Consider the following 21,876-nt stretch of genomic DNA (forward strand, 5'->3'; position numbering starts at 1 on the left):
TTCGACTTGAAACCAAGTCTAGTTACGACAACAAAAACTGGACCGCGGCTGGCGACTTAACGACGAAGCCGCACGGATTTTTCCGCCCCGGGAGTGGCTTCGGGCCTGCCGACGCCGGGTGGCTTGCGATCGTAGATCGTAAGCCACCGTCTCCCGGATCTTGTTGGTCAGCAGCTCAAGGCTCTGCTGCGTTTCGAGTCCGGACAGGACGCGGCGCAGCTTCCACATGATCTTGACTTCCTCGGGGGAAAGCAGGTTTTCCTCGCGGCGGGTACCGGACGCGTTGACGTCCACGGCCGGGAAGATGCGCTTGTCCGCGAGCTGGCGGGACAGGCGCAGTTCCATGTTGCCGGTGCCCTTGAACTCTTCGAAGATGACCTCGTCCATCTTGGAACCGGTCTCGACGAGCGCGGTGGCCAGGATGGTCAGCGAGCCGCCGTTTTCGATGTTGCGGGCTGCACCGAAGAAGCGCTTCGGCGGGTACAGCGCGGCGGAGTCCACACCACCGGACAGGATGCGGCCGGAGGCCGGTGCTGCCAGGTTGTAGGCGCGGCCCAGGCGGGTCATGGAGTCCAGAAGCACCACAACGTCCATGCCCATTTCCACGAGGCGCTTGGCACGCTCGATGGAAAGCTCGGCCACGGTGGTGTGGTCGTCGGCGGGACGGTCGAAGGTGGAGGCAATGACCTCACCCTTGACGGTGCGCTGCATGTCCGTGACTTCTTCGGGACGTTCGTCAACGAGCACCATCATGAGGTGGACCTCAGGATTGTTGGTGGTGATGGCGTTGGCGATGGACTGCAGGATGAGCGTCTTGCCGGCCTTCGGCGGCGAAACGATCAGACCGCGCTGGCCCTTGCCGATCGGGGCCACGAGGTCGATGACGCGCGGGCCGATCTTCTTCGGGTCCGTCTCGAGGCGCAGGCGCTCGGAGGGGTACAGCGGGACGAGCTTCGCGAATTCGACGCGGTCCTTGAGCTCTTCCGGCGTCTTGCCGTTCACCGAGGTGACGCGGACCAGGGCGTTGAACTTCTGGCGGGCGGACTGCTGCTGGCTCCCCTGCTGGGCTTCGCCTTCGCGCGGTGCACGGATGGCGCCGACGACGGCGTCGCCCTTGCGCAGGTTGTACTTTTTGACCTGGGCGAGCGAGACGTAGACGTCGTTCGGGCCCGGCAGGTAACCGGACGTGCGGATGAACGCGTAGTTCTCGAGCACGTCGAGGATACCGGCGACCGGCAGCAGGACATCGTCCTCGGTGACCTCGACGTCGTCGACGTCGGGTCCCTGCTGACGTCCGCGGCGGCGGTCGTTGCGGTCGCGGAAGCGATCGTTGCGCGAGGAGTTGTCGCGGCTGTCCTGCTGGCCCTGGCGGTCACCGCGGTCGTTGCGGTCACGACGGTTGCGGCGGTTCCGGCGGCTTCCGCCGTCAGAATCATCGCTGTCGCGGGTGTTTTCGCGGGTGCCGGCCGAGTCGTCGCGGCCGCCACGGGTGCGGGTGTCACGGCGCTGGCCGTCTTCGCTGCCGGGCTCGCGCTGTTCGGTGCGCTGTTCACGCTGTTCGGTGCGCTGATCGCGCTGTTCACGCTGCTCGGTGCGCTGTTCAGCGGCGGGCTGTTCGGCCGGGGCCTCGACGGCGTTCTGGCCGGCATCCGTAGTCTGGGCTGCGGCTTCGCCGCGGCGGCGGTTGCGGGTGCGCGGCTGCCTCGTGCGGTCGCCGGATTCCGTTCCGGAAACGGCGGCGCCGGATTCTGCAGTGGCGGATTCCCGGGCGCCGGACTCGGTGGAAACCGCGGGGGCTTCAGCCGGGGCGGCGGCGGGTGCCTCAACGGCGGGAGCCGTGACGACTCCGTCGCTGCCTGCACGGCGGCTGCGGCCACGGCGGGCGCGGGGGCTTTCCTGGGCGGTGTTTTCCCTTGCCAGGGACTCGTCCTCGGCGGCGGGCGCCGTTGCGGGCGCAGCTGCCGGGGCCGCTGCGTGGGACACAGTGCCGTTGTCGCTCGCCTTTTCGGCAGCGCGGGCCGGAGCCTTGCTTACCGGGGTGCCTGCGCGGTGGGCGGAAATGGCCGTGACCAGATCACCCTTGCGCATGCGGGAACCGCCGGAAATGCCCAGCTGGCTGGCGAGGGCCTGGAGCTGGGCGAGCTTAAGGCCTGCAAGGCCGCTGCTCTTGGCGGGTGCTGTCGTTGATTCGGCAGCAGAAGATGTATCCACAGCCGGAGACAGCTCAGTGGTTTCGGTCACGAAGGATCCTTCCCCCTCGACGGCGTCCAGGCTAAGAGCTGGACGCGGTGATTTGATCTGGGCTGCAGTTCAGATCTGCAGCCGGGATTTCGGCCTTGCCGGATGGATATCGGCCAGCAGGGCCGGATATAGCTTCACCATGCACGATCCGAGAAATGAGGAACGGCGGGCTGAGTTTCAGGGGGCAGATCAATTCTGCTGATTCCTGCGTCAGACCGAAAGCAGGTGGCACCGGAAAATATTGCGCAGTGAAAGATGAGAGAGGCTACGTGGCCAACATCGCGGTCTTACAACGGTTATAAATTTACCGCCTGCGTATTTACCGCCGGTGCACTTCCACTTTAGCACCTTCAACGTCCACGGCCAGCTTCATCACGCGCCAGCCCACTTCCGGCGTGTTGCCCGCGGTGTGGGCGCCGATGAAGTCCACAACTTCACGGGCTTCCGCTTCGCCGTTGGCCAGGACCAGCACGGTGGGTCCGGCGCCGGATACGACGGCGGCGTGCCCTGCCCGGCGCAGCGCGCCGATCAGTTCCGCGCTGGGCCGCATGGCCTCGGCGCGGTAGCTCTGGTGCAGGTAGTCCTCGGTGCCGGGCAGCAGGAATTCCGGGTTCGTGGTCAGGGCATGGATCAGCAGGGCGGCGCGGCCGGAGTTCATGGCCGCGGCATGGTGGCCCACCGAGGCCGGCAAGAGGGCCCGGGCGGCCTCAGTGGAGAGCTCGTAGTCGGGCACGGCGACCACGGGGATCACAGAGGCGGCCACGGACGCGCACGTGCTGCTGTACTGGTCACTGTCCTGCCATGACAGCGCCAGTCCGCCGAAAATGGCGGGTGCAACGTTGTCCGGGTGGCCTTCCATTTCGCTTGTGAGCTGCAGGATCCAGTCGCGGCCACGCCGGGAGGCCTCCGGAACCAGGGCATTGGCGGCGCTGACGGCCGCCACCACGGCCGAGGCCGAGGAGCCCAGGCCCCGTCCGTGCGGGTTGACGTTGTCCGCCGTGATCCGCAGGCCTTCGTGCCGGAACCCCAGGCGGTGCAGTGCCTCGGTCAAGGCCTTGACCACGAGGTGCGTCGCATCGCGGGGCAGGGACTCGGCACCCTCGCCGCTGAGCTCGAATTCAAGTTCACCGCTGGCCAGGGTTTCCACGGTCAGCGTGTCATGCAGCGAGAGGGCCAGGCCGAGGCTGTCGTACCCGGGGCCCAGGTTGGCGCTCGTGGCCGGGACACGCACGGTGACCAGCTGGCCCGCCGGAACGGCCGGGGAGCCGGCAGCTGATTCGGCCGGGACGGTGAGGGTTGTTTCCAACGTTATCTTTCTTCCAGTCCCAGTGCTGCGGCGACGGTGACGACGTCGTTGGAGACCTTGACTGGCTGCACGTCGCTGCCGTCCTCGGTGCGCAGGGCCCACTGCGGGTCCTTGAGGCCGTGACCGGTCACCGTGATTACGATCGTCTTGCCTGCCGGCACTTCCCCGGCCGCGTGCTTCTTGATCAGCCCGGCGACGCCGGCAGCGGAGCCGGGCTCCACGAAAACGCCTTCCCGGGCGGAGAGCCACCGGTGCGCGGACAGGATTTCCTCGTCCGTGACTGCCTCGATCACGCCGCCGGATTCATCCCGGGCCGCCACGGCGGTGTCCCAGGAGGCCGGGTTGCCGATCCGGATGGCGGTGGCAATGGTGTCGGGCTCGGTGATGGGGTGGCCGGCCACGAAGGGCGCCGCCCCTGCGGCCTGGAAGCCCCACATGACGGGTGTCTTCGTGGACACTGCGGGCAGCGACCCGGCGGTGGGCGACTCGAACGCCGCAGCGTATTCCTTGTAGCCCTTCCAGTACGCGCTGATGTTGCCGGCGTTGCCCACCGGGAGCACGTGGAAGTCGGGGGCGTCGCCGAGCGAATCCACCACTTCGAAGGCTCCGGTCTTCTGGCCTTCGATCCGGGCCGGGTTGACGGAGTTGACCAGGAACACCGGGTAGGACTCGCCGAGCTTGCGGGCGATGTCGAGGCAGTCGTCGAAGTTGCCGTCCACCTGCAGCAGCGTGGCTCCGTGCGCGACTGCCTGGCTGAGCTTGCCCATGGAGATCTTGCCCTCCGGGACCAGCACCGCGCACTGCAGCCCGGCCGCCGTCGCGTAGGCCGCGGCGGAGGCGGAGGTGTTGCCGGTGGAGGCGCAGACCACGGCCTTGGCGCCGGCGGCCACCGCTGCCGTCATGGCCATGGTCATGCCGCGGTCCTTGAAGGAACCGGTCGGGTTCATGCCTTCGACCTTGAGGTAGACGGTGCTGCCGGTCAGCTCAGAGAGGTGGCGGGCATGCACGAGCGGGGTGCCGCCCTCGCCCAGGCTGATGACCTTGGTCGCTTCCGTGACAGGAAGACGGTCGGCGTATTCGCGGATGACACCGCGCCATTGGTGAGCCACTTAGACTCCTTCTACCCGGAGTACGGATGTGACGGAATTGATGACGTCCAGGCGCCTGACGGCCTCGACGGTTGCTGCAAGTGCGGCTTCGCGTGCACGGTGTGTGACGATCCGCAGCTCGGCCGATTCCACGTTGGAGTCGGCGTCGCGGTGAATGGTCTGCCGCATGATTTCGATGGACACGCCGTGCTCGGCGAAGAGCTGCGCGATCCTGGCCAGGACGCCGGGCTGGTCCGCGACGTCGAGTCCGATGTAGTAGCTGGTGACGGCCGCGTCGATGGGCAGCGATGGCACGTGTCCCGTGGTGGTTTCGGTGCGGCCGGGGCCGCCCAGGACAATGCGGCGGGCCGCGGAGACGAGGTCGCCCAGCACGGCGGACGCCGTCGGGGTGCCGCCGGCACCCTGGCCGTAGAACATGAGCTCGCCGGCGTTCTCGGCTTCGATGAAGACGGCGTTGAATGCACCGCGGACAGCGGCGAGCGGGTGCTCGCGGGGCAGGAGCGTGGGGTGGACACGGACCGAGACACCGGTTTTGCCGTCCTCGTCAACCAGTTTCTCGGCAATGGCCAGCAGCTTGATCACAAAGCCGGCTTCCTTGGCGGCGGCGATGTCCGCCGCGGTGACCGACGTGATGCCCTCGCAGGAGACGTCTTCCAGGGCGAACCGCGTGTGGAAGGACAGTGAAGCGAGGATCGCGGCCTTGGCGGCGGCGTCGTAGCCTTCGATGTCGGCCGTGGGGTCGGCTTCCGCGTAGCCCAGGCGCTGGGCCTCGGCCAGCGCGTCGGCGAACTGCGCGCCGGTCGAGTCCATCTGGTCGAGGATGAAGTTGGTGGTGCCGTTGACAATCCCGAGCACCCGGGTGATCCGGTCGCCGGACAGGCTGTCGCGGATGGGCCGCAGGATGGGGATGGCGCCGGCCACGGCGGCCTCGTAGGACAGCTGCACCCCGGCCTTGTCCGCTTCCTCGTACAGGGTGGGCCCGTCCTGGGCCAGGAGCGCCTTGTTGCCGCTGACAACACAGGCACCGTGCCGCATGGCGGTCAGGATCAGGGTCCGGGCCGGCTCAATGCCGCCCATGAGTTCAATGACGACGTCGGCGTCCTTGACGAGGACTTCGGCGTCAGTGGTGAACAGCTCCTGCGGCAGCTCGACGTCGCGCTTGGCATCGAGGTTGCGCACCGCGATGCCCTGCAGTTCCAGCCGGGCGCCGGTGCGCGCGGCGAGGGCGTCGGCGTCGTCAATGAGAATCCGCGCAACCTGGGCCCCAACGTTGCCACAGCCCAGCAGGGCCACTTTCAGGGTTCGCAATTCAGACATTCAGACTCCCATGTCGCGGTTGAGCAAATCTTCTTCGGTTTCCCCGCGGACAATGAGCCGGGCAGATCCGTCGCTGACAGCGATAACGCCCGGCCGGGCCAGATAGTTGTAGTTGCTTGACAGGGCCCAGCAGTAGGCGCCGGTCCCCGGTACAGCAAGCAGATCACCGGCTGCCACGTCCTCGGGCAGATATACATCTCTAACAACTATGTCGCCGCTCTCGCAATGTTTGCCCACCACTCGGGACAGCTGCGGCCCCGCGTCGGAGCTCCGCGAGGCGAGAATCGCCGAATAATCCGCGTCGTACAGCACCGGCCGGGGGTTGTCGCTCATCCCGCCGTCCACCGACACATAGCGGCGGGGGTGCGTAACGTCCCCGGCTCCGTCGTGGCCGGCCGCGGCACCAGCAGAGGCCGGGGAGTCCACCCGGACGGTCTTGAGCGTGCCGACCTCATACAGCGTAAAGGTGGTGCTTCCGACGATCGCGCGGCCCGGTTCGATCGAAATCCGGGGGGCGGTTATGCCGAGGGCAGCGCATTTGGAACGGACGACGGCGGCCATCGCCTGCGCGATTTCGGCGGCCGGGCGCGGGGTGTCCACGGGCGTGTAGGCGATGCCGTAGCCGCCGCCGAGGTCAAGCTCGGGCAGCACGATGGAGTATTTCGACTGCATCGCCGCCAGGAAGTCCAGCAGCCTCTCGGCGGCGAGGGCGAAGCCGTCCGGTTCGAAGATCTGCGAGCCGATGTGGCAGTGCAGGCCCAGAAGTTCGATGCTGGCGTGCCCGGTGGCCGCGGCCACGGCTTCCTCTGCGGCGGACAGTCCGGCCTGGTCCGTGGAGTCCCCGGCCATGGACAGGCCGAATTTCTGGTCCTCGTGGGCCGTGGCGATGAATTCGTGGGTGTGGGCGTGCACTCCGGGGGTCAGCCGCAGCATCACCCTGGCCGTGTCGCCCCGGTTGGCGGCGATCGCCGCGACGCGTTCGAGCTCGTCGAGGCTGTCCACCACGATCCGTCCCAGCTGCATGTCCAGCGCCCGGTGGATTTCGCCGTCGGACTTGTTGTTCCCGTGCAGGGCGACGTCGGCGCCGGGGATACCGGCGCGGAAGGCCACGGCGAGTTCGCCGCCTGACGCCGTGTCCAGGCGCAGCCCCTCTTCCTCGACCCAGCGGACCACGGAGGTGCACAGGAAGGACTTGCCGGCGTAGTAGACGTCCACTCCCCCGCAAATATCGGCGAAGGCGTCGTTGAAGGCGTCGCTGAACGCCCGGGCCCGGGCCCGGAAGTCGGTCTCGCTCAGCACGAACAGCGGCGTGCCGTACTGGCGCTGCAGCTCACTGACCGTCAGCCCCTCGATGGTGAGCTCGCCGTCGTCGTTGCGTGCAACACCGCCCGCCCACAGCGGTTCGTGGAGGGCATTGAGGTCGGCGGGGACCTCGAGCCAGTCCGGGGCGAGCGGGGACTGTCCTGAATTCGCGGTCATGGCGGTTACATCCGTTCCGGCGCCGAGACGCCCAGCAGTTCCAGTCCGTTGGCCAGCACCTGGCTGGTGGCGTCGTTGAGCCACAGCCTGGTGCGGTTGGTGTCGGTGATGGGTTCCTCGCCCTGGGGCGCCACGCGGCAGGCGTCATACCAGCGGTGGTAGGCGCCGGCGATCACTTCGAGGTGGCGGGCCACGCGGTGCGGCTCGCGCAGCTCGGCGGCCTTGGCCACGATCGAGGGATAGCTGCCCAGGTGCGAGAGCAGCTCGTTTTCGGTGGGGTGGTCCAGCAGGGCGGCGTTGAAGCTGTCTATGCCGTCCACACGGCGCTCCACGCCGGCGGCCACTGCGTTGCGGGCGGCGCCGCGGGAGCGGGCGTGGGCGTACTGGACGTAGAACACCGGGTTTTCGTTGCTGTGCTTCTTCAGCAGCTCCGGGTCCAGCGTCAGCGGCGAATCGGCGGGGAACCGGGCCAGCGAGTACCGGACGGCGTCCTTGCCGAGCCAGGAGATGAGGTCCTTGAGCTCGATGATGTTGCCGGCTCGCTTGGACAGTTTGGCGCCGTTGACGGAGACCAGCTGGCCGATCAGGACCTCGATGTTGACCTCGGGGTCGTCCCCGGCGGCTGCCGCGATGGCCTTGAGCCGGTTGATGTAGCCGTGGTGGTCGGCGCCGAGGAGGTAGATCTTCTCGGTGTAGCCGCGGTCCTTCTTGGACAGATAGTAGGCGGCGTCGGCGGCGAAGTACGTGGGTTCACCGTTTGCGCGGACCATCACGCGGTCCTTGTCATCGCCGAAGTCGGTGGTGCGCAGCCAGACCGCGCCGCCGTCGTCGAACACGTGGCCCTGTTCGCGCAGGCGGGCGACGGCGTCCTCGATCGCGCCGGCGTCGTGGAGCTCCTGCTCGGAGAAGTAGACATCGAAGTCGACGCCAAACTCGGCCAGCGTCTGCTTGATGTCATGCATCTGCGCCTTGTAGGCGGCGCCCCGGATCACCGGGAGGGCCGCCACTTCGGTGAGTTCGCGGATGTCCGGGTGTTCGGTGAGCACCTCGTGGCCGAGGTCCGCGATGTACTGGCCCGGGTAGCCGCCCTGGGGCACGTCCCGGCCGTGCAGCCTCGCGAACACTGAGTTCGCGAACACGTTCATCTGGGAACCGGCGTCGTTGATGTAGTACTCGGCAGTGACGTCGGCACCGGAGGCCCGGAGGACGCGGGCGATCGCGTCGCCGAGGGCGGCCCAGCGGGTGTGGCCGATGTGCAGCGGGCCGGTGGGGTTGGCCGAGACGAATTCCATGTTGACGGTGTGCCCGGCGAGCGCGGTGTTGGTGCCGTAGGCCGCACCGGCCTCGACGATCGCCTTGGCGAGGGCACCGGCGGCAGCGGCGTCCACGGTGATGTTCAGGAAGCCGGGGCCGGCGATGTCCACCGCGGACACGCCGTCGATCGTTTTGAGCCGGGCGCTCAGGACGGACGCGAACTCCCGCGGGTTGGTGCCCGCCGTTTTGGCCAGCTGGAGGGCGACGTTGGTGGCCCAGTCCCCGTGGTCCCTGTTCTTGGGGCGCTCCACGCGCACCTCATCCGGGATGTCGGCCGCGGAGAGGGCTATGTCACCGGCGGCGACGGCGTCCTTCAGGCAGGCGGATATGGCGAGGGAGAGTTCTTCTGGGGTCACACTTCTAGCCTACCGGTGGGCCCGGAGTGCGGCGGAATCTTGCGCCCGGCATGACGGCGGGGCCGGTTACGGGAATACCCAAGGTCATCAAGGCCTCGCGCCCAGGGTGAACCGTTACCCTGAATTCAACGTCTGCAACCCTGTCATGGCTCCACACTGTTCGCTGTCCGATCCCCGCAAAGAATCGAGTCCCGCATGAATACCGCCTTCCGCAAAAGCGTCCTCGTCGGCATTGCCGGCCTCTCCGTGGCCGGAACAGCGGCTGGCTGCGCCGCGTCTGCCCAGGCCCCGGCCGCACAGGGCGCGCCCCCGGCATCCGAGTCCGCTGCCGGTACCGGCTCTTACAAGGACGGCACGTACAGCGCCGACGGGAACTACACCTCCCCCAACGGCACTGAGACCGTGGGCGTGGAGCTGACGCTGGCCGGCGGTGCCGTGTCCGACGTGAAGATCACGCAGCACCCCTCGAATCCGAACACCCGAAAGTTCCAGGGCGAGTTCGCCGGCGGCATCCAGTCCCAGGTTGTTGGCAAAAAGCTCGACGAGATCAAGGTTTCCAAAGTGGCCGGATCCTCGCTGACCAGCGGCGGCTTCAACCAGGCCGTGGCGAAGATCAAGTCACAGGCCCAATAGCGCAGCAAGGGACAGAGGAATCGTGGCGCATCCGGGCTGGACACACTTCAGCTTTGACGGGATCGGGACCCGCTGGGAGATTTCCACCCCGTCCCGGCTCTCCGGCGAGCTCCGCCGGGGCCTGCTCGCCACAGTGGAGGAGTACGACGCCGCGTGGTCCCGGTTCCGCCCCGATTCTCTCATTGCCGACGCAGCCCGGACGCCTGGCCGCATTGAGCTGCCCGCCGAAGGGGCCGCCCTGGGCGAGCTGTACGGCACCCTGTACCGGCTGACCGAGGGTGCGATGACCCCGCTCATCGGCGGGAGCCTGGAGCGCCTGGGCTACGACGCCACCTACACCCTGCGCCCGGGCGGTGCGCCGCTTCCCGCGCCCCGGTGGGAGGATGCGCTGGACTGGCAGGGCACCGCGCTGACCACCACGGTTCCGGTGGTGATCGACGTCGGCGCGGCCGGAAAGGGCCAGCTGGCCGATCTGCTCTCCGCCCAGCTCCGGGACGGCGGCTGCGGCGGGCATTTCATCGATGCCAGCGGGGACCTGCTGAATCCGGGGCCGGATCCGGCGGTGGTTGCCCTCGAGCACCCCTACGATCCCACCCGGGCAATCGGCACCGTCCAGCTGGGGGCAGGCGCCCTGTGCGCTTCCGCCGCCAACCGGCGCGCCTGGGGCGACGGGTTCCATCATGTCCTGGACGGCACCACGGGAGCTCCGGTGCGTACCGTTGTCGCCAGCTGGGCCATGGCCGGGACCGCGATGGTGGCCGATGCGCTGGCCACCGCATTGTTCTTTGTCGACGGTCCGCGGCTGGAGCAGGAGTTCGATTGCGCCTGGCTCACGGTGTATGCGGACGGGCACGCGGAATATTCAGCCGACTTCGAAGGGGCCCTGTTCTCATGACTGCCATCGCCACCACCGCCCTTGGCTCGAGGCTGGACACCGCCTTGGGCCGGCTCACGATGTACCGGCTGGTGCTGTGGGTCCTGGCCGTCCTGGCCGGCTACAGCCTGCTGCTCAATGTGCTGGGCTGGCTGACGTTCGGGCTGCCGGAAATGCTGGCCCACCTTGCCCTGTGCCTTGGCCTGACGTACGCCTCCAGCCAGGGGCTGGCCGCACTGTTCCATGTGCGGCCGCACACGGAATCCTCACTCATCACCGGCCTGCTGCTGTACTTCCTTTTCTGGCCCAGCGAGCTTTTCTGGCCCAGCCAGCCGGCCCAGGGCCTCCAGCTGGCAGAGATCGCCGGCGTCGCCCTCGCCTGCATCCTGGCCTCGGCCTCGAAGTATGCGCTGGCCTGGCGCGGCCGGCACATCTTCAATCCGGCCGCGGCCGGCGCGTTTCTGGCCGGGCTGACCGGGCTCAACATTGCCACCTGGTGGGCCGCGACGCCGGCCATGCTCTGGCTGGTGCTGCCAGGGGTGCTGCTGGTGCTCTACCGGACCCGGAAGTTCGCCGTGGCCGCCGTCTTCACCGTGGTTGCCGTGTCCATCGTGGCCGCGGATCTGCTCCAGGCCGGGATGGATCTCCCCGAGGCCCTGTGGCAGACGCTCGCGCAGCGGCCGGTGCTGTTCTTCGTCGGGTTCATGCTCACCGAGCCGCTCACCGTGCCCCCGCGGCGCTGGCAGCAACTGGCGCTGGCCGCCGTCGTCGGGGCCCTTTTTGCCGTCCCCTACAACCTGGGGTTTGTGGCCAACTCCCCCGAGCTGGCGCTGCTCGCAGGCAACGCGCTTGCCTTCGCCGTCGGACAGCGGGGCGGGGTCCGGTTGGCGTTCGTCGCGAGCCGTCCGCTGACGCCGACGACGACGGAATTCAGCTTCCGCCCGGAACGTCCGGTGCGCTTCGCTCCCGGACAGGCCCTGGAGCTGCACCTGCCCCCGGACACGACCGGCGGGAAGGGTGACGGCAAGGGTGACGGGAAGGGAATCCGGCGCGTGTTCAGCCTGACCAGCGCGCCGGACGCCTCCCTGCTGACGATCGGGGTGGGGACGGCGGAGCCGGTGTCGTCAGCCAAGCGCTCGCTGCTGGCCCTTGAAGCGGGCGACGGGCTCACCGCAACCACGGTGAACGGCGACTTCCTCCTGCCGCGGAACCCGGCCACCCCCGTGCTGCTCATCGCGGCCGGAATCGGCATCACCCCCTACATGGCCCAACTGGCCGCGGCGTCAGCCGGAACCCCGTCCGGGGACCGCGACGTTGTCCTCCTGTACCTGGCAAAGAATGCCGCCGAGCTGGGCTACGCCGAGGAGCTGCAGCGCTCCGGGGCGCGCGTCCTGGCGCGGATTGCGGACGGTTCGGCGCCGCCGGCGTTCATGCAGGACGCAGGTTCAAGAAGGATCGATGCGGCGGCCCTCAAGGAGCTGGTCCCCGACATCAGCGGCCGGGTGGTCTTCGTCTCCGGCTCGCCCGCCAGTGTGCGATCGCTGCGGGCCGCGGCACGTGGCGCGGGCGCCCGGCGGGTCCATGTGGATACGTTCACCGGCTACTGAACCGCGTACGGAGCCGCCGGCCAATTCGCGGGACTTGCCACGCACCTAGGACACGTTTGACTGCCGCTTGACTCTATAAATGAACGACTGTTTTCCATGGTTTTCCGTTGGAGGCCAACTTCCTGCTAAGCTCTAGGACGTCCCGCCGGTAACGGCAGGACCCTTGGATGCCCTCGTAGCTCAGGGGATAGAGCGTCTGCCTCCGGAGCAGAAGGTCGTTGGTTCGATTCCAATCGAGGGCACGAACAAAACCCCGCCGTTTGAAACGGCGGGGTTTTTTGTGCCCTGAATCCCGCCAAAAGACCGCGGAAATCCAGCGGCATTGCCCCTGCCGATTGTCGGTGCTCCCTCGTAGGCTGTTTTCATCGGTGGCGGGCTACCCTGCCCGCTCCGAAGCGTGAAGGGGGTCTCACATGTTCTATCCAACTCCGTCCTGTTCTATCGTTCCGCCCTATTTGCTCCGCAGACTGGCCGCACAGCAAAAGCCGGAGCTCTCCAGGGCCGCCCACGGGGCAAAGCAGGCCCTGCAACACGTCCCGGGCTTCCAGGCCTCCCGCACAGTGCCAGGGCCCGGCAGCCGTCCGGGCCTGCGGGAGCTCAAGCCGTCCCCGCCGGAACGGACGGTCTACGACGCCAAGTCCGCCGAGAAGCTGCCCGGCAGCGTGGTCCGCAAAGAAGGCGAACCGCCCACCGGCGACCCCGCCGCCGATGAGGCCTATGACGGGCTGGGGCATACCCACCGCCTCTACGCCGAAGCCTTCGGACGCAATTCGATCGACGGCAAAGGCCTGCACCTTGATGCCACGGTCCACTATGGCCGCCTGTACGACAACGCTTTCTGGGACGGCCAGCAAATGGTCTTCGGCGACGGTGACGGCCAGGTCTTCGAGCGGTTCACGAAATCCTTGAGCGTCATCGGGCACGAGCTCACCCACGGCGTGACCCAGTACTCGGCCGGGCTGGTCTACCGCAACCAGGCCGGCGCCCTGAACGAATCGATGTCCGACGTCTTCGGGGCCCTCGTTGAGCAGTATGTGCGGAAGCAGTCGACGGCGGAGGCCAGCTGGCTGATCGGCGAAGGCCTCTTCACCGACCAGGTGCAGGGGGCCGCCTTGCGTTCCATGAAGGCTCCGGGAACGGCATACGACGACGACGTGCTCGGCAAGGACCCGCAGCCGGACTCGATGGACGGCTACGTGCGCACCAGCGCGGACAACGGTGGCGTGCACATCAACTCCGGTATCCCCAACCGTGCGTTCTGTCTGGTGGCCACTGCCCTGGGCGGCAATGCCTGGGACGCGCCGGCACAGATCTGGTACGAGACGCTGACGGGCGGCACGCTGTCCCCCACCGCCACGTTCGGCGCCTTCGCCAAGGCCACCACCGCCTCTGCCAAGGAGCTGTTCGGGGACGATTCCAAGGAACATGACGCCGTGCGCTCCGCGTGGGAAACTGTGAAAGTAAAGTTCCCGGGGGCCCGGCGATAAGCCAAGCCCCGCAAATCGAGTCCAATTGAGATCCGAGTCCGATGAAGATAACTGTCCAGCGCAGTGGCGGCGTGGCCGGAATGAAGAGGACGTGGACCGTCCGGCCCGAGCCGCCGGAAGACACCGACCGGTGGCAGCCGCTGATCGAGGCCTGCCCGTGGGACGACGTCGCCGGAATCAATGGGACAACCGGCCAGCCGGACCGGTTCATGTACAGCATCCGGGCCGATCAGCGCCGGGCGGTCCTGCCGGAGCGTGCGCTGACGGGGCCGTGGCGCGACCTCGTCGAATGCGCCCGGGCCGCCGCTGAGGGGTCGGCGCCGCCGGGCTTTGGCTAGCTGTTGCTGCCGGGCTTTGGCTCGCCGCTGCTGCCGGGCCGAGGCCCGCTATGCCGTGGCCAGGTGCCCGCGGAACGTGCGCCGGTAGGACTGCGGGCTGGTGTCCAGCGCCTTGGCAAAGTGGTGCCGCAACAGGACCGAATGCCCGAACCCGGACTCCCTTGCGATTTCGTCGATATTGAGCTCCGTGCTCTCCAGCAGCTCCTGGGCGCGCAGCACCCGCTGGGAATTAAGCCAGGCCGCGGGGGTGGCTCCCGTTTCCGCGCGGAAGCGCCGCGCAAACGTCCGCGGCGACATATGGACCCGGGCCGCCAGTTCGTTGACCGCGTGTTCCTCGTCCAGGTGCCGGACCATCCACTGCAGCAGCTGCTCCATGGGCTCCGAGCCGCACGTCGGAATGGGCCGGTCGATGTATTGGGCCTGGCCGCCGTCCCGGTGCGGAGGGACCACCATGTCCCGGGCGATGGCGGCGGCCACCTTGGCGCCGAACTCCACGCGGACCAGGTGCAGGCAGGCATCGATCCCTGCGGCCGTGCCGGCACTGGTAATGATCCGGCCGTCTTCGACGTAGAGGACGTTTTCATCCACCAGGACAGCGGGGTACCGGGTGGCCAGTTCCTGGGAGTAATGCCAGTGCGTGGTGCAGCGGCGGCCATCGAGCAGGCCCGCCCGAGCCAGGGCAAACGCACCGGAACAAATGGACATCACCCACGCACCGCGCGCGTGGGCGGCCCGCAGCGCCTCCAGGACGGAGTCGGGAACGTCCTCGTCCCGGCCGTACGGCGCCATCACCACCAGGTCGGCGTCCGCAGTTGCTTCCAGCCCGAGACCGACGTGCATGGATAGGCCGGACTTGAGCGGGACGTCGCCCGGCTCGGGCGCGCAGACGCGGAAATCGAACGCGGGCACGCCGTTTCCGCGGTCCGAGCGGTCGATGCCGAAGACCTCGAAAGCCGTCGCGAACTCGAAGATCGAGAAGTTGGGAACCACGATCATTGCCACTGATTTGATCATGATTCCATCCTGACAGAACAGTGGCAGAAATTATAGCTTTTTGGGCATTTCTGCCACTTTTTTAAGGGCCCGAACCGGAGAACCATAGAGGTATGGAACTCCTCGGAATAGCCCTCATCATCCTGGTTCTTGCCGGCGTCACCGCCACGATCTCCGCCCTCCGCAAGGATGGCCTCGGCCACACTCCGCCCGTCCGCTCGGAAGAATACTGGATGGCCCGGGACCTGCCGAGCATCAACTACACGATGCGGAACATCTAAGTCCGCGCACGCTTAGTCCACACGCCCATCGGGCCCGGTCATCCAGCCGGGCCCTCAACATGCGCCGAGGCTGAAGCAGCAACGGAACAGCCCGGCTGCAGCAGCCGGACCCGATAGCAGCACTGCACAGCCGCCGTCGCCACCCAGCGGACAGTCCACCCCAGTAGACTGTCTCCAGCCATGACATTGCATATTTCCTACCCCGCCGAGCTGCCGGTCTCCGAGCGCCGCGAAGATCTGATGGCCGCCATCGCGGCCAACCAGGTGACCATCATCGCCGGCGAGACTGGCTCGGGTAAGACCACCCAGATCCCCAAGATGTGCCTTGAGCTCGGCCTGGGCGAGAACGGGCTGATCGGCCACACCCAGCCCCGCCGGCTCGCGGCCCGCACCGTGGCCGAGCGCATCGCGGAGGAACTCGGCGTCGAAATCGGCCAGGAAGTCGGTTTCCAGGTCCGCTTCACCGGCGAGGTCAGCCGGTCCACCAAGGTCAAGCTCATGACCGACGGYATCCTGCTGGCGGAAATCCAGCGCGACAGGCTGCTGCGCAAGTACAACGCCATCATCATTGACGAGGCGCACGAGCGCAGCCTCAACATCGACTTCATCCTCGGCTACCTCAAGCGCATCCTGCCGCAGCGCCCGGACCTGAAGATCATCATCACCTCGGCCACCATCGATCCGGAGCGCTTCGCCAAGCACTTCGGCAGCGACGAGGACCCCTCCCCCATCATCGAGGTATCGGGCCGGACCTTCCCGGTGGAAATCCGCTACCGGCCGCTTTCCCAGCCGGCCGGCGGCACCGGCGCCAGCGCCGAAGATGGAGCAGGAGAAGGTGCCGCCGCGGACGACGAACTCGAGGAGGACCGCGACCCGCTCGACGCGGTGTGCGACGCCGTCGACGAACTCGCCCTGGAAGCCCACGGCGATATCCTGATCTTCTTCTCCGGCGAGCGCGAAATCCGCGACGCGGCGGAGGCCCTCAACGCCCGCATCCAGTCCAACCGGCGCCTCGCGGGCACCGAGGTCCTTCCCCTCTTCGCCCGGTTGAGCCTGCAGGAGCAGCACAAGGTCTTCCATCCCGGCAGCAAGCGGCGGATCGTACTTGCGACCAACGTCGCCGAAACCTCGCTGACGGTTCCCGGCATCAAGTACGTGATCGACACCGGCACGGCCCGGATCTCGCGCTACTCGCACCGGACCAAGGTCCAGCGCCTGCCGATTGAGCGCGTCTCCCAGGCTTCGGCCAACCAGCGCTCGGGCCGCTGCGGCCGCGTTTCCGACGGTATCGCGATCCGGCTGTACTCCGAGGAGGACTTCGAGTCGCGGCCGCTGTTCACGGATCCGGAGATCCTGCGCACCAACCTCGCGGCCGTCATCCTGCAGATGACCGCCATGGGCGTGGCCCGCGGACCGAAGGACGTGGAGAACTTCCCGTTCGTCGAGCCGCCGGATTCGCGCGCCATCAACGACGGCGTCAGCCTCCTGCGCGAGCTCGGCGCCCTGACCGCCGCGCGGCAGGAGCCATCGGACGACGGCGGGCAGCGCCGCGGTTCCGGCCGTCCCGGAAGCGGGCTCACCGCCGTCGGGCAGCAGCTGGCCCAGCTGCCGGTGGACCCACGGCTCGGCCGGATGATCGTGGAGTCCGGAAAGCGGGGCTGCGTCCGCGAGGTCATGATCCTGGCCGCAGCGCTCACCATCCAGGACCCGCGCGAGCGTCCAACAGACAAGCAGCAGCTCGCCGCAGAGAAGCACGCCCGATTCCGGGACGAGAACTCGGATTTCACCGGCTACCTGAACCTGTGGAACTACCTGCAGGAGAAGCAGCAGGAACTGTCCTCCACGGCGTTCCGCCGGCTTTGCCGCAACGAATTCATCAACTACCTGCGGGTCAGGGAGTGGCAGGACCTGTTCGCCCAGCTCCGCCAGCTGGCCCGGCCGCTGGGCATCAGCCTGGACAACAAGCGCCTTGCCGATCCGGTGGGCAACCACGACGGCATCCACATCAGCCTGCTCTCGGGGCTGCTGAGCCACGTCGGCATCCTCGACGAGCGCAAGCGCGAGTACGCCGGCGCCCGCGGCAGCCGCTTCGCGATCTTCCCGGGTTCGGCACTGTTCAAGAAGTCACCCACGTTCGTGATGGCCGCCGAACTCGTGGAGACGAGCCGGCTCTGGGCCCGCGTCGCGGCGAAGTTCGATCCGCTCTGGGCCGAACAGGTGGCCCCCGACCTGGTCAAGCGCAGCTACAGCGAGCCGCACTGGTCCAAGAAGATGGGCGCGGTGATGGCCCACGAAAAGGTCACGCTGTACGGCGTGCCCATCATCCCAAGCCGGCGGATCAACTACGGCAAGGTGGATCCGGAGCTCTGCCGCGAGCTCTTCATTCGCCATGCCCTGGTTGAAGGCGACTGGCAGACCCACCACAAGTTCTTCCACCGGAACCGCGCGCTGCTGCACGAAGTCGAGGAGCTCGAGGCCCGGATGCGGCGCCGCGACATCCTGGTGGACGACGAGACACTGTTCGAGTTCTACGACGCCAGGATCGGCGCGGAGGTCGTCTCGGAGCGGCACTTCGACAAGTGGTGGAAGGACGCACGGCAGCAGGATCCCGCCCTGCTCGACTTCGACCAGTCCCTGCTGATCAGCGAGGACGCCGCGGCCCTGGACGATTCGGCCTATCCCAAGACTTTGTTGCACAAGGGCTTCGAGCTGCCGCTGAGCTACGAGTTCCATCCAGTGGCGCCCGGTTCGCCGCCAAATCCATCCGACGGCGTCACCGCCGAGGTGCCGGTGCTGTTCCTGAACCAGCTCGACGACGCCGCGTTCCGCTGGCTGATCCCCGGGCAGCGCGTGGAACTCGTCACGGCGCTCATCAAGTCGCTGCCCAAGCAGATCCGCAAGAACTTCGTTCCTGCCCCGGACGTGGCCCGCCAGGCCGTCGCGGCGTTGGAGGCGGACTTCGATCCCGCCACAGACGAGCTTGAACCGTCGCTGGAACTGGTGCTGCGCCGGATCCGCGGACAGGTCATTCCGCCGGGCTCCTGGAACTGGGACGCCGTGCCGTCGCATTTGCGGGTCAGCTTCCGCGTGGTGGATTTCCGCGGCAAGTTGCTGGATGAGGGCAAGGACCTGAGCGCGCTGCAGGAGCGGCTGGCCCCAGCCACCCGCCGGGCCATCGCGGAATCCCTCGGTGCCACCCCGGGCACCACGGCACCCCAATCCAAGGGAAATGCCACAGCAAAGGCGAAAGCCGGCGCGAACGGCAAGGATGGCGCGCGTTCATCACAGGCCGGCACGTCCCCGTCGGCCGCCCTGGCCGCTGCCGCGGCGCCGGGCGGGTTCACCGAAATGTCCGGGCTCAAGGACTGGACGTTTGGAACCGTCCAGCGCCAGGTCCAGGGAACCGTTGGCGGGCACACCGTCACCGGCTATCCGGCCCTGGTGGACGAGGGAACGTCCGTGGCGCTGCGGCTGTTCCAGACGCCGTCGGAACAGCAGGAAGCCATGCGCGGTGGGGTCATCCGGCTCCTGGCCCTGAAGGTCCCGCCGCCGGACCGCTATGTCCTGGAGCACCTGAACAATACCGAGAAACTGACCTTCAGCCAGAACCCGCACGGTTCCGTGGCGGCGCTGATCGCTGACTGCGCCCTGGCCGCCATCGACAAGCTCACGCCGGCCCCGCTGCCGTGGGACGAGGGATCGTTCAAGGCGCTCTACGAGAGCGTCCGGGCGGAGCTGATCGACACCGTCTTTACTGTCACCGCCGTCGTCGAACGCATCCTGGCCAGCACCCGCCGGATCGAAAAGCAGCTCAAGGGCACCACGAGCCTGGCCCTGATCAGCGCGCTCAACGACGTCAAGAGCCAGCTCGAGCAGCTGGTGTATCCGGGTTTCGTGGCACGCACGGGCTACGCCCAGCTCAGCCAGCTGCCCCGCTACCTCGCGGCGATCGAAAAGCGCCTCGAGAAGCTGCCGGGCAACGTCCAGCGGGACGCCCAGCACATGGCCGCGGTCCAGGCCCTGGAGGACGACTACGACGACGCCGTGTCCGCGCTGCTGCCCGGCCGGCGGGCGGGCGCGGAGTTAACCCACGTGCGCTGGATGATCGAGGAACTGCGGGTGAGCCTCTTCGCCGTCGAACTCGGGACCGCCTATTCGGTGTCTGAAAAGCGTATCCGGGCCGCGCTTAACAAGGTGCTGGCGCCGGCGTAGACCCCTGAGGGTGCTGCGCCGGCGCCAGCACTGGCGGCCGGGAATGTCCGGGCGGGACCTAGGCGGCCGGGACGTGCTCCGCGTGGCCGGCCGTGCGCAGGCCTTCGCGGAGCTTCTCCGCGTTGGCGTCCAGCCTGGCCGGATCCGGGTGCTGGTCCACGGAACCGAAATCAAAGTCCGCCATTGAGTTCGATGGCCACACGTGGACGTGCATGTGGTTGATTTCGTAGCCGGCCACGATCAGCCCGGCCCTGGCGGCGTCGAACACCTCCACCTGGACGGCGCCGATCTTGCGGGCAACCTCCATGACCCGGCCGAGGACATCCGGCGAGGCATCCGTCCAGCGGTCCACTTCTTCGGTGGGCACCACGAGGGTGTGGCCGTCGGCCAGCGGGCCCATGGTCAGGAACGCCACGACGTCGTGCTCGCGCCAGACGAAGCGGCCCGGGATCTCGCCGTTGATGATTTTGGTGAAGAGAGTGCTCATGCGTCCGCCTTTTCTGCCGGGGACCCCAGGGTACTGACGTCCAGGACAAAACGGTACTTGACGTCGCCTGCCACCATGCGGTCGTAGGCTTCGTTGAGCTGGTCTGCGCCGACCACCTCAACGTTGGACACCACGCCGTGCTCGGCGCAGAAGTCCAGCATCTCCTGCGTCTCGGCGATGCCGCCGATCAGCGAACCCGCATAGGCGATCCTGCGCCGGATCAGCACCCCGGGGTTGACGGGCGGCATCGCTTCGGCGGGCAGGCCCAGCTGGAACAGCACGCCGTCCAGGCCCAGGGTGCGGAAGTAGGGGTTGAGGTCGTGCGGTGCGGCGACGGTGTCGATGATGACGTCGATACTGCGGTTCGCGGCTTCCATCGCGGCCGGGTCGGTGGAGAGGATGACGTCGTCGGCGCCCAGCTCGCGCGCTGCGGCGAACTTGTTCTCCGACGTCGTGAAGACCTTGACCTCGGCGCCCATGGCCTTGGCGATCTTGACGGCCATATGGCCGAGGCCGCCCAGTCCGACGACGCCGACGACGTCGCCTTCCTCGACCTCGAAGTGGTTCAGGGGCGAATATGTGGTGATGCCGGCGCACAGCAGGGGCGCCGCGGCGGCGGGGTCCAGTGCTTCCGGCACCCGCAGGACATAGTGACGGTCCACCACGATCGACGTCGCGTACCCGCCCTGGGTGATGGCGCCGTCGTTGCGGGCATCCTTCGCCCCGTAGGTTCCCACCGCGGCGTTTTCGCAGTACTGCTCGAGGCCGTCCAGGCAGCTCTCGCACTCGCGGCAGGAGTCCACGATGCAGCCCACGCCTACGCGCTCACCCACCGTGAAGTCGTCGACGGCGGAACCGAGCCGGGTGACCCGGCCGACGATCTCGTGGCCCGGGATCAACGGGTAGGTGTCGCCGCCCCATTCGCCCCGGGTGGCGTGCACGTCCGAGTGGCACAGTCCGCAGAACTCAACGGCGATCTCGACGTCGTCCGCCTTCGGCGCCCGTCGGGACACTGTCAAGGGAACAAGCCCGCTGTCCGGTGAGGTGGCACCGTACGCAGCAGCGAGTGTGGGGCCGGCGGTCGGCGCGGTGCTGTCCGCGGTGGCGGATTTGGTGTCTGTGATGCCCAAATCCGGCAGCGGCTTGGCAAGGGGCGGGGGTACGGGACGTCCAGGTGTCATACGTTGACGCTACCCCCGGTCCCGGGATGTATTCCACTTTGGGGTGGCTCGCTGACACCCCCTCGTCGTTCAGGTCGGGCACGTTGCCCAACTTGTCGTGCGTCAACGAGCCGGGGGGCACCCGGGGACGCCGTCCGAGCAACTGGCCGTAAGGCCGGATACTCAACTGCATTCAAGACTTCCGCACCGACAGCCGCCATCATTCGCCAACGAATTGGCCGCCGCCGGGCAGTTGGCACCCGGAGCGGACCCCTGCGGCCATTATTGTCGGGGGTCCCTGAAACACTGGATTCATGGACGGCAATCAGGGGCCCGAAGTGGTTCAAGCAGGATACGGCGACGGCGGCCTGAGTCGCGCCCGATCCTTCGCCGCCGCAGCGGGACTAAGTTCTGCCGTCCGCTCAGCGACCGGCAGTGCCCAAATCATTGACCGGATCCGGGAACTGGAGGACTGGAAGTCCGCCGCGTCGGCGGAACAGGCCCGGCTCGCCGTGGCCTTCGACCTGCTCCAGCGCCGCGAACAAGCCCGGCTCGGGGTCCCGGCCGAGAAGCTCGGCGCCGGGATCGGCGCGCAGATCGCCCTGGCCCGGCGCGAATCCCCGGCCAGGGGCGGCCGGCTCCTCGGCCTGGCCAACGCCCTGATCACCGAGATGCCGCACAC

General features: G+C 67.7%; 16 protein-coding genes, 1 tRNA gene and 1 pseudogene. 9 read left to right on the forward strand and 9 right to left on the reverse strand.

Going from position 1 to position 21,876, the window contains the following annotated elements:
- Window positions 1-18: 18 nt before the first annotated feature.
- The 6 genes from rho to argS all read right to left on the reverse strand — a co-directional run bounded on the left by rho (window position 19) and on the right by argS (window position 9,122).
- Entirely contained in the window at window positions 19-2,241 is a 2,223-nt protein-coding gene (gene rho, locus AC1DZV_RS19950) for a transcription termination factor Rho (RefSeq protein WP_476954418.1), read from the reverse strand.
- A gap of 319 nt (window positions 2,242-2,560) precedes the next feature.
- Window positions 2,561-3,547 carry a homoserine kinase gene (thrB, locus tag AC1DZV_RS19955; RefSeq protein ID WP_476848841.1) on the reverse strand — a complete coding sequence of 329 codons (987 nt, stop codon included), beginning with the start codon at window positions 3,545-3,547 and terminating at the stop codon, window positions 2,561-2,563.
- A gap of 2 nt (window positions 3,548-3,549) precedes the next feature.
- Window positions 3,550-4,656, reverse strand: a complete 1,107-nt coding sequence (thrC, locus tag AC1DZV_RS19960) for a threonine synthase (RefSeq protein WP_476951907.1) — start codon at window positions 4,654-4,656, stop codon at window positions 3,550-3,552.
- Window positions 4,657-5,973: a homoserine dehydrogenase gene (locus AC1DZV_RS19965; RefSeq protein WP_028276076.1), complete on the reverse strand. Its 1,317-nt coding sequence runs from the start codon at window positions 5,971-5,973 to the stop codon at window positions 4,657-4,659.
- A complete protein-coding gene (lysA, locus tag AC1DZV_RS19970) occupies window positions 5,974-7,452 on the reverse strand; it encodes a diaminopimelate decarboxylase (protein WP_476954419.1) in 1,479 nt (492 codons plus the stop codon).
- A 5-nt stretch (window positions 7,453-7,457) separates the two neighbouring features.
- The gene (gene argS, locus AC1DZV_RS19975) at window positions 7,458-9,122 is read right to left on the reverse strand and encodes an arginine--tRNA ligase (RefSeq protein WP_476951909.1); all 1,665 of its coding nucleotides are present in this window, start codon (window positions 9,120-9,122) and stop codon (window positions 7,458-7,460) included.
- A gap of 195 nt (window positions 9,123-9,317) precedes the next feature.
- On the opposite strand from argS, the gene AC1DZV_RS19980 reads away from it, so the two are divergent.
- The 6 genes from AC1DZV_RS19980 (at window position 9,318) to AC1DZV_RS20005 (ending at window position 14,061) form a co-directional block, all read left to right on the forward strand.
- A complete protein-coding gene (locus AC1DZV_RS19980) occupies window positions 9,318-9,755 on the forward strand; it encodes an FMN-binding protein (protein WP_476954420.1) in 438 nt (145 codons plus the stop codon).
- Window positions 9,756-9,777: 22 nt separating this feature from the next.
- The gene (locus tag AC1DZV_RS19985; RefSeq protein ID WP_476954421.1) at window positions 9,778-10,650 is read left to right on the forward strand and encodes an FAD:protein FMN transferase; all 873 of its coding nucleotides are present in this window, start codon (window positions 9,778-9,780) and stop codon (window positions 10,648-10,650) included.
- Window positions 10,647-12,236, forward strand: a complete 1,590-nt coding sequence (locus AC1DZV_RS19990) for an FAD-dependent oxidoreductase (RefSeq protein ID WP_476954422.1) — start codon at window positions 10,647-10,649, stop codon at window positions 12,234-12,236. Before AC1DZV_RS19985 ends, AC1DZV_RS19990 begins: the two co-directional genes overlap by 4 nt.
- Window positions 12,237-12,405: 169 nt before the next feature.
- Window positions 12,406-12,478: transfer RNA gene (locus AC1DZV_RS19995), tRNA-Arg, on the forward strand.
- 171 nt (window positions 12,479-12,649) lie between these two features.
- Window positions 12,650-13,723, forward strand: a complete 1,074-nt coding sequence (locus AC1DZV_RS20000) for a M4 family metallopeptidase (RefSeq protein ID WP_476954423.1) — start codon at window positions 12,650-12,652, stop codon at window positions 13,721-13,723.
- A 41-nt stretch (window positions 13,724-13,764) separates the two neighbouring features.
- A complete protein-coding gene (locus AC1DZV_RS20005) occupies window positions 13,765-14,061 on the forward strand; it encodes a protealysin inhibitor emfourin (protein WP_476954424.1) in 297 nt (98 codons plus the stop codon).
- A 48-nt stretch (window positions 14,062-14,109) separates the two neighbouring features.
- Here AC1DZV_RS20005 and AC1DZV_RS20010 read toward each other — a convergent pair whose 3' ends face one another.
- Complete coding sequence (locus AC1DZV_RS20010) at window positions 14,110-15,075, reverse strand: GlxA family transcriptional regulator (RefSeq protein ID WP_028276082.1); 966 nt, start codon at window positions 15,073-15,075, stop codon at window positions 14,110-14,112.
- A 92-nt stretch (window positions 15,076-15,167) separates the two neighbouring features.
- Between AC1DZV_RS20010 and AC1DZV_RS20015 the strand changes: the two genes are divergently transcribed.
- On the forward strand, window positions 15,168-15,335 hold the full coding sequence (locus tag AC1DZV_RS20015; protein ID WP_164468553.1) for a hypothetical protein: 168 nt from the start codon (window positions 15,168-15,170) through the stop codon (window positions 15,333-15,335).
- 180 nt (window positions 15,336-15,515) lie between these two features.
- Window positions 15,516-19,547 carry an ATP-dependent RNA helicase HrpA gene (hrpA, locus tag AC1DZV_RS20020; RefSeq protein ID WP_476954425.1) on the forward strand — a complete coding sequence of 1,344 codons (4,032 nt, stop codon included), beginning with the start codon at window positions 15,516-15,518 and terminating at the stop codon, window positions 19,545-19,547.
- Between the two features lie 58 nt (window positions 19,548-19,605).
- On the opposite strand, the gene AC1DZV_RS20025 is transcribed toward hrpA, so the two are convergent.
- Both AC1DZV_RS20025 and AC1DZV_RS20030 read right to left on the reverse strand, forming a co-directional pair.
- The gene (locus AC1DZV_RS20025; protein ID WP_476951915.1) at window positions 19,606-20,034 is read right to left on the reverse strand and encodes an HIT family protein; all 429 of its coding nucleotides are present in this window, start codon (window positions 20,032-20,034) and stop codon (window positions 19,606-19,608) included.
- Window positions 20,031-21,215 carry an NAD(P)-dependent alcohol dehydrogenase gene (locus AC1DZV_RS20030; protein WP_476951916.1) on the reverse strand — a complete coding sequence of 395 codons (1,185 nt, stop codon included), beginning with the start codon at window positions 21,213-21,215 and terminating at the stop codon, window positions 20,031-20,033. The genes AC1DZV_RS20025 and AC1DZV_RS20030 overlap by 4 nt, the downstream gene beginning before the upstream one ends.
- Window positions 21,216-21,508: 293 nt before the next feature.
- Here AC1DZV_RS20030 and AC1DZV_RS20035 point away from each other — a divergent pair.
- Window positions 21,509-21,876, forward strand: a pseudogene (locus AC1DZV_RS20035) (HNH endonuclease); the annotation flags it as partial.

It is taken from the genome of Arthrobacter sp. P1_D12 (genome assembly GCF_056406175.1).